The organism is Nonomuraea sp. NPDC001684, from assembly GCF_053596515.1.
On sequence record NZ_JBSFGJ010000218.1, the window covers coordinates 1 to 15,697 of the forward strand.

The following is a 15,697-nucleotide window of genomic DNA, read 5'->3' on the forward strand; positions in this document are numbered from 1 at the left end:
CACGGCGGCGGCGTTGTCCGAGGGCCGCCAGCCGTCGGCGCCGGTCTCGAAGCCGGAGATCACGCGCTCGGCCACCGGCCTGGCGTCGAGCTGCGTGCCCACCGCGGCGGGCGGCTTCCTGACGGCCAGCTCGGCGGGGTCGAAGCCGGGGATGACGTCCTTCCAGTCGGAGATGCCGATGATCTTCTTGGCGAACTCGGTCACCTCCAGCGACCGGTCGGTGTCGATGGCGGCGAACACCTCGTGCAGGGGCTTGCGCTCCCCGGCGTTGGAGGGCGCGCTGTGCTCCTCGTCCCACGTCCACAGGCCGAGCCGCAGGCCGCCCTCCTGCTTGTGGTCGACGTGCCGGTGCAGGATGAAGGAGTCGATGCCGTCGGCGAAAGCGATCTTGTAGTAGGCGTACGCGTAGGCCGCGGCCTGCAGCTCCAGCTCCTTGGCGGAGTAGTCCTGGGAGTTCAGGCCCTGTTCGGAGAGGATCACCCGCCGCCGTTGCCCGTGGTAGGTCAGGTCGTCCTGGGCGAGGTAGCGCGGCAGCAGCTCGATGTTCTTGAACGTGATCCGCAGGGTGTCGAAGCCGTCCGTGGCGGTCTTGTCGTTCCAGAACGCCGGGTTGAACAGGTTCTCCGGGTAGGGGTGGTAGGCGATGTTCCAGTCGAAGTCGCCCTGGCGCTTGGTGAGGGCGTTGAGCCCGTCCACAACGTCGCGGCCCTTGTAGGTGTACTTCGGGTCGTCGTTGGCCGCGCCCGTCCAGAAGTGCGTCAGCGAGGTGTAGACGCGGGCGGCGGCGTCGGCCTTGCGCACGGCCTGCCAGGTCAGCCGCATGGCGCGGGCGTACTGATCGAGGAAGACGTCACGGTCCTGGCGGCCCATGTTGTACCAGAACTGCTGGGCGTCGATCTCGTTGCCGACGATCCAGCCCCAGGCCCGGCCGTAGCGGCCGTCGGCCTGGCTGTAGCGCTGGGCGAAGAACTCCATCGCGGCGGTGAAGTGCGCCTCGCCCTCGGCCGTCTTGGTGTTGAACGCGTACACCGTGCCCTTGCCCAGCTCGGCGTCGGGGTGGATGAGCGTGCGCGCGGCGGAGTTGGGCGCGCCGCTGTTGTAGACCAGCACGATCATGTTGACCAGGACGCCGTTGTCCGACAGCGGCTTGACCTGGGCGTCGAGCCCGGCGACGGCGCCGCGGTCGAAGTAGTACGTCTTGCCCTGCGAGACGAACTCGATGGTGTTGCCCGGGGCGCCCGGCCCGGCCGTCATGACCGAGTCGAGGGCCAGGTTGATGCCGGCGTGCTGGACGCCGATCTCCTCGGCGTCGTCGGTCATCTGCACCTGTAACCCCTTTTTGCCTGACATTTCGGGATAAGGGGCTTGGTTGGCCGACGGGAAGCTCAGCTTGTCGGCATAGTGCACCTCTCCCAGCGGGCCGTCCGCGCCCACCGCGAGGAACTTGTCGTAGAGCCGGTCCTGGTCACCGTCCATCCGGGGCACCTCGACGCGGAACGGGCCCGCCTCGACGGACGCGACCGGCTGCTCCCCCGCGGGCGAGTCCTGCCAGGTGTCCAGCGCGTACAGCTCGGCCGGGCCGGGGGCGAGGCCGGTGACGGTGATCGTGTCCCCGCCGACCTCGACGCCGCTCACCCCGCCGGCCGCCGCCGCGCGCGCGGGCAGCGCCTGCGCCGGGAGGGCCAGCATCGGGACGGCCAGCGCCAGGGCGATCAACAACCGCATGTCATCTCCTCCTACTTCGCCCAGTCCTCGTCGCCCCAGGCGTTCTTCTTGATCCCGGCCTCGATGCCGCGCTTCCACCACTTGTCCAGGTCGGCCAGCTCCTCCTCCAGGGAGCGGCGGCCGAGCAGATAGCCGTCGAAGACGTCGCGGAAGGAGGTGCCCTCCGGGCCGCCCGGCAGGGCCACCACCCGGAACGGCTTGCCCCACTCGCCCTCCAGCAGCCCGGCGGTCTCGGCCGACGGCTCGACGCCCTCGACGGCGGGCAGGCCGCCGGTCGCGTCCAGCCAGGGCTTGATCGCCGGCGAGCTCATGTACTGCAGGAACTTGACCGCCGCCGCGTACTTCTCGCCCTTGACGGTGGAGGGGATCATGTAGCTGGTGCCGCCGATCGAGGCGCCGTAGCGGGCCGGGGCCTCCGACGACAGCGGCGTGCTGGCCTTGGTGATGGTCGGGAACGGCATCGTGCCGAGCGCGAACTTGGCGTCCGCCTTCAGCGCCTCGACGGCGAAGTCGGTGCCCCACGACATGGCGGCCTTGCCCGAGACGAAGTCGCGGTAGCCCACGGTGGCGCCGCCGTCGGCGACGCCCGTCCAGTTGGGCGTGCCGCAGTCGAAGAACTCCTTGTAGATCTTCAGGGACTCGGCGACCTCGGGCGTCCTGGTGGTGAGCGTGCCCTCCTTGATGACCCTGCTCATCGACTTCTCGGTCACGGTCGGCGCCTTGCCCGGCTTGCCGGTGGCGTCGAAGAGGTTCCAGTCGTCGTGGTACTTGTCGATGAGCTGGGTGCTGACCGCCTCCCACGTCCAGCCGGCGGCCAGGCCGCCCTTGTCGAGGGCGACGGGGTCGAAGCCGGCCGCCTTGAGCTTCCCGCAGGCGCTCCTGAAGTCCTCCCAGGTGGCGGGGGGCTGGTCGACGCCCGCCTTGGCGAAGGCGTCCTTGTTGTAGAACAGGCCGATGGCGACCAGGTTGAAGGGGACGTACTCCAGCTTGCCGCTCTCCTTGCTCAGTGCCTTGGAGACGGCGGGGCCGTAGTACTCCTTCCTGAACACGTCGATCCAGCGCTGGTTGCCCGGCACGTACGGGTTGGGCTTCTGCAGCTCGGCGTCGAGCGCGTGCACCTCGTGGGCCTTGTGCGGCGGCTGGTTGAAGACCAGTTCGGGCGCGGTGCCGGCGGCGAGCTGGGTGGTGATCGTCTGCATGAAGCCGTCGAGGGGCAGCACCTGCGTCCTGACCTCGATGCCGGGCTCGCGCTTCTCGAAGTCGTCGACCAGCGCCTCCCAGGCCGGTCCGAAGCTGCTGCCGCTGGCGTTCCACTGGTTGGGGCCGGCCAGCGTGATCGTCACCTTGCCGCCGCCGTCCTGGGCGGACGTGCCGCCGGTGCCGAGCAGGCCGCAGCCTGTCAGCGAGAGCAGCGCGGCCAGCGCCGCGAGCCCGCTCTTGGGGGGTGTTCTCATCGGGGTACGGGTCCTTTCCTATTGATACGTTTCAATCACGAGGACCGGCTCACTTGCCGGACACGATGCCGCCCTGGATGCCCGCCAGGAACCACTTGGACAGGAACGTGAACAGCACCACCAGCGGCAGGCTGGCCAGCACGTAGCCGGCGAACAGCGGGCCCCACTGCTGCGCGTTCTGGTTGGCGAAGAAGGCCAGCCCCGCGGGGATCGTCCGGTAGGCGTCGGTCTGCACGGTGAGCAGCGGCCAGAAGTAGTCGTTCCACACGCCCAGCACCGTCATCAGCGCCACCGTGCCGATGACCGGCCGGGCCAGCGGCAGCATGAAGGCCAGGAACAGCCGGACGCCGCCCGCCCCGTCCACCCGCGCCGCCTCGAAGATCTCCTCGGGGATCTGCGCCATGTACGTGCGCATGACGACGATCCCGAAGACCGTGTTCGCGGTGACGTGCGGGATGATCAGCACCAGCCGGCTGTCCAGGATGCCGAGGTCGCGCATCAGCACGAACAGCGGGATCAGGCTGGTGATCGAGGGCACCATGAGCAGCGCCGCGACCAGCCCGAACAGCGCGTTGCGCCCGGGGAAGCGGTAGCGGGCGAACACGAACGCCGCCGCCGGGGCCAGCAGCATCGTGCCGGCGATGGCCAGCGCCGCCACCACGAACGAGGTGAACAGGTACGGGCTGACCTGCTCCCAGGCCGCCGCATAGTTGTCCAGGTGCACCGGCCAGGCCGGCGACCAGTAGCTGCCGAAGAACTGCTCGTTGTCCTTGACCGAGGCGGCCAGCATGAACAGGTACGGGAACAGCCCGGCGAAGGCCAGCACCGCCAGGATGCCGCCGGCCACCAGGTCGGTCCTGCGGGTCCGGCTCACGATCCCGACCTCCTGCCGAGCGCCAGCGCGCCCAGGCTCACGCCGAGCGTCAGGGCGAACAGCACGGTGCCGAGCGCGGCCGCGTACCCCCAGCTGGTGTCCACGAAGGCGGCGTCGAGCATGCGCAGCACCGGCACCTGCGTGGCGTTGTCGGGGCCGCCCTTGGTCATGATGTGGGCCTGCATGCCGTACTGGAGCACCGAGATCACCGCCAGCACCAGCAGCAGCTTGACGTCGCGGAACATCATCGGCAGGTCGATGCTCCAGAAGCGGCGCAGCCGGCCGGCGCCGTCCACCTCGGCGGCCTGGTAGATCTCGGCCGGCACGTTCTGCAGCGCCGACAGGAAGACCAGGAACGGCAGACTGGCCACCCACGGGAAGCCGATCGTCATCAGCGCGGCCAGCGCCGTGGCGGGGTCGCCGATCCAGTTGCCCGCCAGCCCGTCCAGGCCGAGCGCGCGCAGCAGGCTGTTGACGACGCCGTCGCGCGGGTCGTACATGAACTGCCACAGCAGCACGTTGACCACGGCCGGGAAGGCCAGCGGCAGGATGAGCAGGGTGCGGAAGACGAACCGCAGCCGCTCGCCGGACAGCGACATCACCAGTTCGGCGGCCAGCAGCGGGAACACCCACATGAGGGTGACGGCCCAGACGAAGATGATCCCGGCGTTGCGGAAGGAGGCCCACCACAGGTCGTCGCCGAGCATCGTGAGGTAGTTGTCCAGGCCGACGAACGGCGAGCCGAAGCCCGGCCGCCACTCGTACAGCGAGTGCAGCATGCCGTTGAGCGCCGGGTAGTAGGCGAACGCCGCGAGCAGGGCGAAGGTGGGCAGGAGGACGAGGTAGACGCCCCACGGGATCCGTCGGCGCGCTTTGGTGCTGGTCACGATCGTCAATGCCTCTCAGCGGGGGTGCGGAACGCGTACGAGCCCGAGCCGACCCGGTAGACCGCGGCCCCGCCGTCGAGGCGGTCGAAGGTCACGCCCTCCGCCTCGGCCGCCGGCCGGCCGCCCTCGGTCACCCGTTCCGGCGGCGCGGGCACGTGCACCTCGGCGCGGGTGTTGGGCGGCACGACGACGTCCAGGGCGAGGCCGCCGTCCGTCAGCCGCCAGGAGATCTCCACCTGGCCGTGCCGGGTGCGGTGGGCGGTCCGCGCCCAGCCGATCCCGCCGCCGGGACGGGGGCGCACGACGATGTCGGCGTAGCCGGGCGAGCCGGGGGCCAGGCCGCCGACCGTCCGGTACATCCAGTCGCCGACGGCGCCGTAGGCGTAGTGGTTGAAGGAGTTCATGCCGGGGTCCTGCAGCCCGCGGTGGTGGCTCCAGGAGTCCCAGCGCTCCCACATGGTCGTCGCGTCGCCGTGCACGACCGGGTAGAGCCAGGACGGGAAGGTGTCCTGCGTCAGCAGCCGGTAGGCCACGTCCAGCCGTCCGGTCGAGGTGAGCGCGTCCAGCAGGTACGGCGTGCCGAGGAACCCGGTCGACAGGTGGCCGCCGCGCGCCTCGACGTCACCGGCCAGCCGGGCCGCGGCCCTGGGCAGCTCGTGCTCCTCCAGCAGCCCGGCGGTGACGGCCAGCACGTACGCGGTCTGCGTGCCGCTCGCCACCACGCCGGGGCCCTCGACGAAGGCCGCGCGGAAGGCCCGGCGCACCCGTTCGTACAGCTCCAGGCAGGAGCGCCGGTCGGCGTCGCGGCCGAGCGCGGCGGCGAGCCCGGCCAGCTGCCGGGCCGACAGCGCGAAGACCGCCGTGCCGACGAGCCGTTTGGGGGTGTCGGCGCCGATCGACAGCCAGTCGCCGAACCCCTCGTCGGGGAAGATCCCGTTCTCGGAGCGCCGGTCCAGGTAGGCCAGCCAGCGCAGCATCGGCTCGAAGCAGGCGGCGACCACGCGGGCGTCGCCGCGCAGCCGGTGCAGCGCCCACGGCAGCATGATCAGCGCGTCGCCCCAGCCGGGCGAGCCGGCCTCCTTGGGGTTGGGCGACAAGCCGCGGCCCGACAGCACGTCGGGCACCACGTGCGTGACCGCGCCGTCGTCGCCCTGGGCGTCGACCACGTCGGTCAGCCAGCTCCGCAGGAAGGCGGCGGCGTCGTAGTTGAACAGGGCGGTCGGGGCGAAGGCCCAGATGTCGCCGGTCCAGCCGAGCCGCTCGTCCCGCTGCGGGCAGTCGGTGGGAACGGCCAGGAAGTTGCCGCGCTGCCCCCACACGATGTTGCGCTGCAACCGGTCGAGCCGCTCGTCGGAGCAGGTGAACTCGCCGGCCGGCTCCATCGCGGCGTGGGCCACCCTGGCCGTGATCGACTCGGGGGCCGCGCGCAGGCCGGACACCTCGGCGTACCGGAAGCCGTGGAAGGTGAACCTCGGCTCGAACGTCTCGGCCTGCTCGCCGCGGGGCAGGAACTCGTCCGTGGCGCGGGCCGAGCGCAGGTTGGCCAGGTGCAGCCCGCCCTCGTGGTCGAGCACCTCGGCGTGCCGCAGCACCACCGGGCGGTCGCGGCCGGCGCGGCCGGTGAGCCGGACCCAGCCGACCAGGTTCTGGCCGAAGTCGGCGATCCACACGCCGGGCCGCTGCTCCCACACCCGCACCGGCTCCACCTCCTCGTGCACCCGGATCGGCGGCGCGACGGAGGCGGTCACCCGGCCGGCCGGCGGGCTCACCGGCACCGCGGGCGCCCAGCCGGAGTCGTCGAACCCGGCGGCCGTCCAGCCGAGCGGCTCGGCCGCCAGGTCCTGCCGCTCGCCGTTCTGCAGGTCGGCGTAGCGGATCGCGCCGGAGCCGGCGCGCCAGTCGGAGTCGGTGCTCAGCCGGGTGCGGGTGCCGTCCTCGTGCAGGATCTCCAGCTCGGCGCGGAAGGCCAGGCGGCGGCCGTACTGGAAGGAGCCGAACCAGCTGATGTTGCCGGCGTACCAGCCGTCGGCGAGGACCGCGCCGATCGTGTTGCGTCCCTCCGACACCAGCGCCGTCACGTCGTAGGTCTGGTACGTGACGCGGTGGCGGTAGTCGGTCCAGCCGGGGGCCAGGTGGTCGGCGCCGACCCGGGCGCCGTTGAGGTGGATCTCGTAGACGCCGAGCGCGGTGGCGTACAGCCTGGCCCGGCGCACCGGCGACGGCACGCCGAACTCGCGCCGCAGGTACGGGCTCGGCCGGTCGCCGACCGGTTCACGGCCCAGCGGCGGGTCGCCGTGCAGCCCGACCTCCTCGGCCAGCCGCCAGCCGGAGTCGTCGAAGCCGGGCTGCTCGAAGCCCTCGCCCGGCCGGTCCTCGGCCCGCCACCGGCCGCCGGAGGTGACGGTCACCGTGCTCTCGCCCGCCACCGGGACGAGCTGCGGCAGCGCGGGCCGCCCCTCGACCACGACCTCCAGCCGCACGCACAGCCCCGGCCCGGCGGCCCTGATCGCGAGCACGTTCTCGCCCGAGGCCACCAGGTCGCCGGCGTCGGCCACGAACGCGCCCGCCCGCCGCTCCCCCGCGACCCGCACCCCGTTGACGTACGCCTCGACCGACTCGGCCGGCCCGGCTGCCTGGACCGCCTCGACCGTCCCGGCCGGCCCGGCCGCCTCGATCCCGCCGCCGTCGCCGATCACCAGCCACGCCGACAGCGGCCTGGCCCCGCCCGGCACCGAGAACCGCGTCCGGAACGCCCCGGTCGGCGCCCCGGACGGGCCGAGCGGGCCGGCGACCCAGATGCGCGGCACGTTCTCCAGCGACGGCAGCCGCTCGGAGCCGGGCACCATGGGGGTGCCGATCCAGCCCGCCATCCAGCCGCCGGCCTCGCCGAGCCCTGTCTCGAACCAGTGGGCGGGGCTCCAGCCGGACCATTCGCCGTGCTCGTCGGCCACCTTGACCCGCCACTGGTAGCGCGTCCTCGGCCGCAGCGCGGCGCCGCCGTACGGGACGTCGACGGTCGCGGCCGAGTTCACCACGCCGCTGTCCCAGACGGATTCGGCCTCCTCGTCGGCCGGATCGCCCTCCCGGGCCACGACCAGCCGGTACGCGCTCTGCGCCCGTCCACGCCCGGCCCCGGTGATCCGCCAGGAGAACTCCGGCGTGTCCACGTCGAGGCCGAGTGGTTCGGCCAGTCCTTCGACGCGCAGGTCGGTCACGGCGAGATGCGACAAGGGTACTCCCGGCTAGTTGAAACATTTCAAGCAATGCGCACCGTAGGCACCGTGAGGTACATCCGTCAATGCCCCGGTTCCAGATGTGCAGCGCGGGTTCGTTTGGCTGAAACATTTCAACCAGTAGACTGGCCCTCTCTGCCAGGTGACCAGAAGGGCTGTCCACCGGTGACCGACATCCACAAGCCGGCCGAGCGCCGCCGGCTCAGCATGGTCGACGTCGCGGCCCATGCCGGCGTGTCCGTGGGAACGGTCTCCAACGTGCTCAACCGGCCCGAGCTGGTGGCCGAGCGCACGTTGCGCCGGGTGCGCGCCTCCATCAAGACGCTCGGCTTCGTGCCCAGCGCGCCGGCCCGGCAGCTGCGCGGCGGCTCCGGCCGCTCCGTCGGCGTGATGGTGCGCGACATCGGCAACCCGTTCTTCAGCGAGGTGCTGCCGGGCATCGAGACCCGGCTGTCGCAGGAGCAGCTGCTCCTGGTGCTGTGCAGCTCCGGCGACTCGGTCGAGAAGGAGGCCCACTACCTGCAGATCCTGGAGCAGCACCGGGTGCCCGGCATCCTCATCACGCCCGCCGGGCCCGACATCTCCCACCTGGTGGAGCTGCGCCGGCGCGGCATCGGCATGGTGCTGCTCGACCGGCCGGGCGCCGACGCCCAGCTCTGCGCGGTGGCGGTGGACAACGTCCGGGGCGGCGAGCTGGCCGGCGCCCACCTGCTCGCGCTCGGCCACCGGCGCATCGCCTTCCTCAACGGGCCGCCGATCGTGCGCCAGTGCGCCGATCGGCGCGAGGGGCTGGCCAGGGCGGTGCGGGCCGCCGGGCTCGACCCCGACGAGGTGATCACCGAGGTCACGCTGCCCGCGCTGACCCCGCGCGAGGGCGAGGCGGCGCTGGAGCGGCTGCCCGCGCGCAAGGGGCCGACGGCGCTGTTCTGCGTCAACGACACCGTGGCGCTGGGCGCGCTGCGCGGGCTGGAGCGGCGCGGGGTGCGCGTCCCGCACGACATGGCGGTGCTGGGCTACGACGACGTCGAGTTCGCCGAGCTGCTGTCGCCGTCGCTGACCTCGGTCCGCCAGCCCAAGCACCAGCTCGGCCAGGCGGCCGCGGAGCTGCTGCTCACCGACGCCCGGGGCGACGCCAACCACTGGCACCAGGAGATCGTCTTCCAGCCGGAGCTCATGGTCAGGGCGTCGACCGTTCCTCAGTGACGTTTCAAGTCGGCCCGCCGCAGCAAATCGGGTCTTGCCTGGCCGCCTTCGGGGCCTCATTGTTGAGACGTTTAAATCCAGGAGGTCCCATGGGTTGGGTTGCCCGCATCGCCGCCGTCCTCTTACTTCTCCTTCCGGCCGCTCCGGCCGCCGCCGTCACCACCGCCGCCGCTCTGCCGTACCCGGTCAGGTCCGACTACCGCATCAAGGGCCTGCAACCGGACTTCTGGCCCGACAAGAACGAGATCGCCGGCAACAACGCCGGCGGCGTCGCCATGAACCTCATCTGGGCCGACTGGGAGCCCAGCGTGAGGACGCCGCCGTGCGCGGCGGGCGCGCAGGAGTTCGGCGGCCGCTGCTTCACCGTCGGCTCGGCCGTCGACGCCGCCATCAGGGACTGGACCGCCCGCGGTCTCGTCGTCACCGCCGTCGTCTACGGCACCCCGGCCTGGGCTCGCGGGGCCCGTCCCTGCACGCCCGCCGCCCCCGGGTTCGAGAAGTTCTGCGTCCCGAACGACCCGGCCGACTACGGCCGCTTCGCCGGCATGCTGGCCCAGCGCTACGACGGGCAGCACGGCAACGGCCGCATCGCGGACTTCGTCGTCATGAACGAGGTCAACAGCAACACCTGGTTCGACATCGGCTGCGGCCAGGGCACGGCCTGCGGCACGACCGCCTGGCTGGACGCGATCGCCGCGAACTACAACGCCGCCTACGACGCCGTCATGGCCCAGCAGCCCACCGCGAAGGTGCTCACCTCGCTCGACCACCACTTCGGCACCGCCTACGACCAGCCGGCCGCCTCCGAGGCGATGTTGTCGGGCATGACCGTGCTCAAGGGCCTGGCGGCGCGGGCCGGCAACCGGGCCTGGCGGGTCGCCTACCACCCCTACCCGCCGAACCTGCTGGCGCCGCAGTTCTCCGCCGACGACTTCCCGAAGGTCACCTACGGCAACATCGGCGTGCTGGTCGGCTGGCTGCGCCAGCAGTTCCCGAACACGCCGTCGGCCTGGCAGGTGCAGCTCACCGAGAGCGGCGTGAACTCGTTGTCGCCCTCGTCGGAGGCCGCGCAGGCGTCGCAGTTGTGCAACTCCTTCCGCAACGTCCTCGGCACGCCGGGCATCGAGAGCTACGTCTGGCACCGCATGAGCGACCATCCGGACGAGACGGCGGCCGGCCTCGGCGTGGGGCTGCGCCGTACCGACGGCTCGGCCAAGCCGGCCTGGGCCACGTGGGCGCTGGCCAACCGGAACGACCTGTCGCCCCCGCAGTTGTCGTGCGGCTTCGAGCTGCTGCCCCACACCCAGCTGCGCCGCGGCTACCAGTCGAGCAAGGGGCACGTGGCCAGCTCCCGGCTGCTGCCGCCCGGCTTCGCCCAGGAACGCGTGTGGAAGCTGCTGCGCGACCAGGCGGCCGGCACCGTGCCCCTGTACGAGTGCAAGGTCGGCGCGCACACCATGCTCACCCGCGACCCCGGCTGCGAGGGGCAGTTCCCGATGGGCCCGGTCGGGCACGTCTACACCAGCCAGGTGCCCGGATCGGTCGCGCTGCACCGGTGCCGGGCCGCGAGCGGCGACCACCTGGTCACGGACCAGGCGGGCTGCGAGGGCCTGATCCACGAGCAGGTCCTCGGCTACGCGCTGCCCTGACCCCGTCCCGGACCGGCGGCCGTCCGAGTGACGGCCACCGGCCCGGCGGCTAACGGGCCCGCTTCGCCGGTGTCCTGGCCGCGGCGCGGACCAGGGTGAAGTCGTCGACGTCGAAGTTCGCGCCGGTGAACACCAGGTACAGCCGGGCCGCGCCGGAGGGCACGCCGGTCAGCGCCGTGGAGACGTCGGCGTAGGACTCCCAGCCGCCGGTGCCCGGCACGGTGACGGCGCCGAGCACCGGCCCGGCCGGCGAGCCGGTGCGGATCTCGAAGCCGCCCGACGGCCCCGGCGAGGCCACCCGCGCCCGGAACGCGGTGACCCCGGTGAGGTCCACGTCGTAGGCCGCCCAGTCGCCCGGGTTGACGTAGCCGAGCACGGTGCCGCCGTGCGCGGGCGCGTGCGGGTAGGTGGCCACGCCCGACGCCTGCGCCCAGGTCTCGGCCTGGACGACGGAGTCCCCGGCAGGCGGGCCGAGCTCCTTGATCCGGATGTTGCGGAAGGACGCCTGGTCGGCGTCGCTGTGGTTCTGGATGCCGATGTGCCCGTTCTTCAGCGAGCGGGCCGGGTCGGTGTTGGTGAAGTCGTTGATCCTGGCGCCGTTGAGGAACACCTGGAGGCGTTCGCCCTCGACCCGGATCTCGTAGGTGTTCCACTCCCCCGGCGGGTTCAGCGCGGCGTCGCGGGCGGCGATGTCGGCGGCCTTGAAGCCGTAGACCGAGCCGGTGGTCCGGTCCGGCGCGTCGGTGGCGTCGATCTGGATCTCGTAGCCGTTGTTCACCGCCGAGGACGGGTCGGTCGAGGGCGGGAAGCCGACGAAGACGCCGGAGTTGTCGTCGCCGGCCAGCTTCCAGTCCAGCTTGAGCGAGTAGGAGGTGGTGTACTCCTTGGCCTTGTACCAGAGCAGGCCCATGCCGCCCTGCGAGGTCAGCGTGCCGCCGGCGTTGGCGAACCCGCCCGGCCCGGCCTGCTCCCAGCCGGTGGTCGAGCCGTTGTAGAGGGTGGTGTAGCCGGTCTCGGGACGGCAGTCGGCCTTGGCCTGGCCGGTGGCGTAGGCCAGGCCGCCGCGCAGGTGCTGCCGGAAGGCGGGCTCGGCGAAGGACTCCGCGGTGTGCCCGCCGCCGGTGTAGAAGGAACGCCCCCCGTCGTACGGCTTGCACCAGGCGATCGGGTGGTCGGCGCCCATCGTGCCGCCCGAGTACGTCGACTCGTCCAGGGTGGCCAGCACGTGGGCGCCGGTCCTGGCGTTGGTCCGGTAGTCGTACCACTCGTCCGTCCGCGGCCAGGTGGCGTCGAGGTGGGCGGTCGCCGGGTGGGCGCGGTCCTCGACCTTGACCGTCGCCTTCTGCACCGCGGGGTGGGCGGCGAACCAGGCGCCGACGAGACCGCCGTACCAGGGCCAGTCGTACTCGGTGTCGGCGGCCGCGTGGACGCCGGCGTAGCCGCCGCCCGCCTTGACGTACGCCTCGAACGCGGCCTGCTGCGCGGCGTCGAGCACGTCACCGGTGGTGTTGAGGAAGACCACCGCCTTGTAGGCGGCCAGGTTCGCCGAGGTGAACGCGGCCGGGTCCTCGGTGGCGGTCACGCCGAACCCGAGATCCCTGATCGCCTGGACGCCCGCCGCGATCGAGTCGTGCCGGAACCCCGCCGTCCGGGAGAAGACCAGGACGGCGGGGCCGCCGGCGGCCGGGGTCGCGGTGGTGAACCTCTGGGGCGTGCCGCCGTTGCACGTCCTGATGACGAGCTGGGCCGGGTCGGTGGCGTCGAGGCACTTGCCGAGCGCCTTGAGCGCGCCGCCCTCGGCGGTCCACTTCTGCGCGCCCGTGCCGTTGCAGGTCCAGATCTGCACCTTGGTGCCGTCGGCGCTGCTCGCCCCGGCCACGTCGAGGCACTTGCCGAGCGCCTTGACGGTCTGGCCGTCGATGGCCCAGTTCTGGGCGTTCGTACCGTTGCAGGAGTAGAGCTGCACCTTGGTGCCGTCGGCGGTGCCGGCGCCCGCGACGTCCACGCACCTGCCGTCGGCGGCGCGGATCGTGCCGACCGCCGTCGCCTCCTTGGCCAGGGTGAAGTCGTCGAGGTCGAACAGCGCCCCGGCGCCCCCGGTGAAGACCAGGTAGAGCGTGGTGGACGCGGCGGTCGCGCCGGTCAGCGGGGCCTGCACGTCGGTGAAGGTCTCCCAGCCGCCCGTCACCGGGACGGCGGCCTTGCCGAGCAGCGGCCCGGTGGGCGAGCCCGCGCGCACCTCGATGGAGCCGCCGACGCCGCCCGAGGAGACCCGCGCCCGGAACGTCCTGGCGTCGTCGAGCCGGTAGGGGGTGAAGGCGATCCAGTCGCCGTTGTGCACGTCGCCGACCGTCCTGCCGCCGTGCGCGGCCGCCTTGGAGATCTGCGAGACGCCGGACATCGTCGCGTAGTGCTCGGCCTGGCGGTGGCGGGGCTGCAGGACGTGCTGGGTGTGGGTGGTCAGGCCGCCCTTGTCGGTGTACTCGGCGTCGAAGACGGCGAAGATGTTGGCCGCGTCGTCGTGCTCGCCGTCGGCCGGGATCGTCAGCTCGCCCGCGCAGCCGTTCTTCGAGGTGATCTGGTGGCCGTGGCTGTCGTGGCCGAGCACGTACGTCATCCTCACCTTGGCGCAGTCGATCTGCGTGTCCTCGGGGTCGGTCACCCCGATCGTGAAGGGCACGGTGTCGCCCCAGGTGAACAGCGTCCCGGGGGCGGGCGTGCCGATGGTCACGGCGGGGGCGGTGTTGCCGGCCGTGATGACCACGCCGGCGGTGCCGGCGTTGCCCTGGGGGTCGCGCACGGTGAGCGTGGCGGTGAACTCCCCCTCGGTGGTGTAGGTCTTGGTGGGGTTCGGGGCGGTGGAGGTGGTGCCGTCGCCGAAGTCCCAGGCGTAGGTGAGCGCGCCGCCCTCGGGGTCGGCGGAGCCGGCGCTGGAGAAGGCCACGGTGAGCGGGAGTTTCCCGGACGTCCTGTCGGCCTTGGCGACCGCGACCGGCGAGCGGTTGCGGTCCTTGATGTACTCGACGCGGTAGAGGGCGGAGTTGGCGTCGCCGCCGAAGTAGCCGGAGCCGTAGTCGAGGACGTAGAGCGCGCCGTCGGGCCCGAAGGCCAGGTCCATGACCTGCGTGCCGGTCCAGGGGAAGGCGGCGATCTCGCCGCGCGTGCCGTCGGCGGCCACGTCGATCGCCTTGATCCACTTGCGGCCGAACTCGCCGGCGAAGAAGTGCCCGTCGAGGTCCTGGGGGAACTTGACGGCGGAGTTCAGGGCGGCGTCGTAGCGGTAGATCGGGCCGCCCATCGGCGACTCCGAGCCGCTGCCGAACTCGGGCGGCGAGCCGGCGTCGCCGCCGTACCTGATCCAGGCGGGCTTGGCGGGCGGGAGCTTGGCCAGGCCGGTGTTGCGCGGCGAGTCGTTGGCCGGGCCGCCCGCGGCGCAGTCGTACTTCTGGCCGGAGGGGCCCGAGGGGAAGGTGTAGTCGTTGTAGGTCTCGGCCAGAGTGTTGGTGCCGGTGCAGTACGGCCAGCCGTAGTTGCCGGGGCCGGTGACGCGGTCGAACTCGACCTGCCCGGCGGGCCCGCGGTTGGGGTCGGTGCTGCCGGCGTCGGGGCCGTAGTCGCCGACGTAGACCACGCCGGTGGCCTTGTCCACGGTCATCCTGAACGGGTTGCGGAAGCCCATGGCGTAGATCTCGGGCCTGGTCCGCGCGGTGCCCGGCGGGAAGAGGTTGCCCGCGGGGATCGTGTACGTGCCGTCCGCGGGGTTCACCTTGATGCGCAGGATCTTGCCGCGCAGGTCGTTGGTGTTCCCGGCGCTGCGCTGGGCGTCGTAGACGGGGTTGCGGTCGGGGCGCTCGTCGATGGGGGCGTAGCCGGCCGAGTCGAAGGGGTTGGAGTCGTCGCCGGTGGACAGGTAGAGGTTGCCCTGGGCGTCGAAGTCCATGTCGCCGCCGACGTGGCAGCACATGCCGCGGTCGGCGGCCACGTCGAGCACGGTCCGCTGGGAGGCCAGGTCGAGCGTCCAGTCGGGCTTGAGGGTGAACCGGGCCAGGCGGTTGACGCCCTGCCAGGCCGACCAGTCGGCGCCGGTCGCGGGCGCGTCGCCGGACGGCGTGCTGAGGCGGGGGGCGTAGTAGAGGTAGACGGTCCGGTTGGCGGCGAAGCCGGGGTCCACGGCGACGCCCTGGAGGCCCTCCTCGTCGTGGGTGTAGACGGGCAACGCGCCGACCACGGTGGTCAGTCCCTGGGCGTCGGTGCGGCGCAGCGTCCCGTCGCGCGCGGTGTGCAGCACCGACAGGTCGGGCAGCACGGCCATGGTCATCGGCTCGCCCATCTCGGCGACGCCCTTGGCCAGCTCGACGCGCTGGTAGTCGGCGGGGTCGACGGCGGCGTGGGCGCGGGCGGGCGGGGCGGCCACGGGGAGCACGACCGCGCTCGACATGGCCAGGAGGACGGCGCTGACCCGCGCCGTCCATCGGGAGGCACGGGTGGGCCTGCTGGAAGGCATCGCGGAGGTTCCCTTTCCGTGGGGGGTGGACCGGGAAGGAGGGTTCCATTGGCGGACGATCGAAGAACCTTCGTAGATCGCGACAGTAGATCCGACTTTTGATGATTGTCAACGAAAGTCTGTTAAGACCTAGACGAAACGGTTTCGGCCCGTGGCCGGAACGACGAA

General features: G+C 72.1%; 8 protein-coding genes. 2 read left to right on the forward strand and 6 right to left on the reverse strand.

Annotated elements, in window-relative coordinates:
• From ACWCSD_RS30680 to ACWCSD_RS30700, 5 genes are all read right to left on the reverse strand, one after another.
• Positions 1 to 1,725, reverse strand: a 1,725-nt coding sequence (locus ACWCSD_RS30680; RefSeq protein WP_449919991.1) for a DUF5722 domain-containing protein, incomplete at its 3' end; no start/stop codon positions are given.
• A gap of 11 nt (positions 1,726 to 1,736) precedes the next feature.
• Positions 1,737 to 3,179 carry an ABC transporter substrate-binding protein gene (locus ACWCSD_RS30685; RefSeq protein ID WP_449919993.1) on the reverse strand — a complete coding sequence of 481 codons (1,443 nt, stop codon included), beginning with the start codon at positions 3,177 to 3,179 and terminating at the stop codon, positions 1,737 to 1,739.
• A gap of 49 nt (positions 3,180 to 3,228) precedes the next feature.
• A complete protein-coding gene (locus ACWCSD_RS30690; protein WP_449919994.1) occupies positions 3,229 to 4,053 on the reverse strand; it encodes a carbohydrate ABC transporter permease in 825 nt (274 codons plus the stop codon).
• Positions 4,050 to 4,940: a carbohydrate ABC transporter permease gene (locus ACWCSD_RS30695; RefSeq protein WP_387680913.1), complete on the reverse strand. Its 891-nt coding sequence runs from the start codon at positions 4,938 to 4,940 to the stop codon at positions 4,050 to 4,052. The genes ACWCSD_RS30690 and ACWCSD_RS30695 overlap by 4 nt, the downstream gene beginning before the upstream one ends.
• Positions 4,941 to 4,945: 5 nt before the next feature.
• The gene (locus ACWCSD_RS30700; protein ID WP_449919998.1) at positions 4,946 to 8,170 is read right to left on the reverse strand and encodes a family 78 glycoside hydrolase catalytic domain; all 3,225 of its coding nucleotides are present in this window, start codon (positions 8,168 to 8,170) and stop codon (positions 4,946 to 4,948) included.
• Positions 8,171 to 8,338: 168 nt separating this feature from the next.
• On the opposite strand from ACWCSD_RS30700, the gene ACWCSD_RS30705 reads away from it, so the two are divergent.
• Positions 8,339 to 9,376, forward strand: a complete 1,038-nt coding sequence (locus tag ACWCSD_RS30705; protein ID WP_387680919.1) for a LacI family DNA-binding transcriptional regulator — start codon at positions 8,339 to 8,341, stop codon at positions 9,374 to 9,376.
• 89 nt (positions 9,377 to 9,465) lie between these two features.
• Complete coding sequence (locus tag ACWCSD_RS30710; protein ID WP_449920001.1) at positions 9,466 to 11,025, forward strand: DUF5722 domain-containing protein; 1,560 nt, start codon at positions 9,466 to 9,468, stop codon at positions 11,023 to 11,025.
• A 49-nt stretch (positions 11,026 to 11,074) separates the two neighbouring features.
• Here the strand turns inward: ACWCSD_RS30710 and ACWCSD_RS30715 are convergent, their stop codons facing one another.
• Positions 11,075 to 15,529 carry a ThuA domain-containing protein gene (locus tag ACWCSD_RS30715; RefSeq protein WP_449920003.1) on the reverse strand — a complete coding sequence of 1,485 codons (4,455 nt, stop codon included), beginning with the start codon at positions 15,527 to 15,529 and terminating at the stop codon, positions 11,075 to 11,077.
• Between the last annotated feature and the right edge of the window lie 168 nt (positions 15,530 to 15,697).

What these genes read in the sequence shown, in the direction of transcription:
- ACWCSD_RS30715 (WP_449920003.1), bottom strand. Translation starts at nt 15,529, where the DNA reads ATGCCTTCCAGCAGGCCCACCCGTGCCTCCCGATGGACGGCGCGGGTC.
- ACWCSD_RS30710 (WP_449920001.1), top strand. Translation starts at nt 9,466, where the DNA reads ATGGGTTGGGTTGCCCGCATCGCCGCCGTCCTCTTACTTCTCCTTCCG.
- ACWCSD_RS30685 (WP_449919993.1), bottom strand. Translation starts at nt 3,179, where the DNA reads ATGAGAACACCCCCCAAGAGCGGGCTCGCGGCGCTGGCCGCGCTGCTC.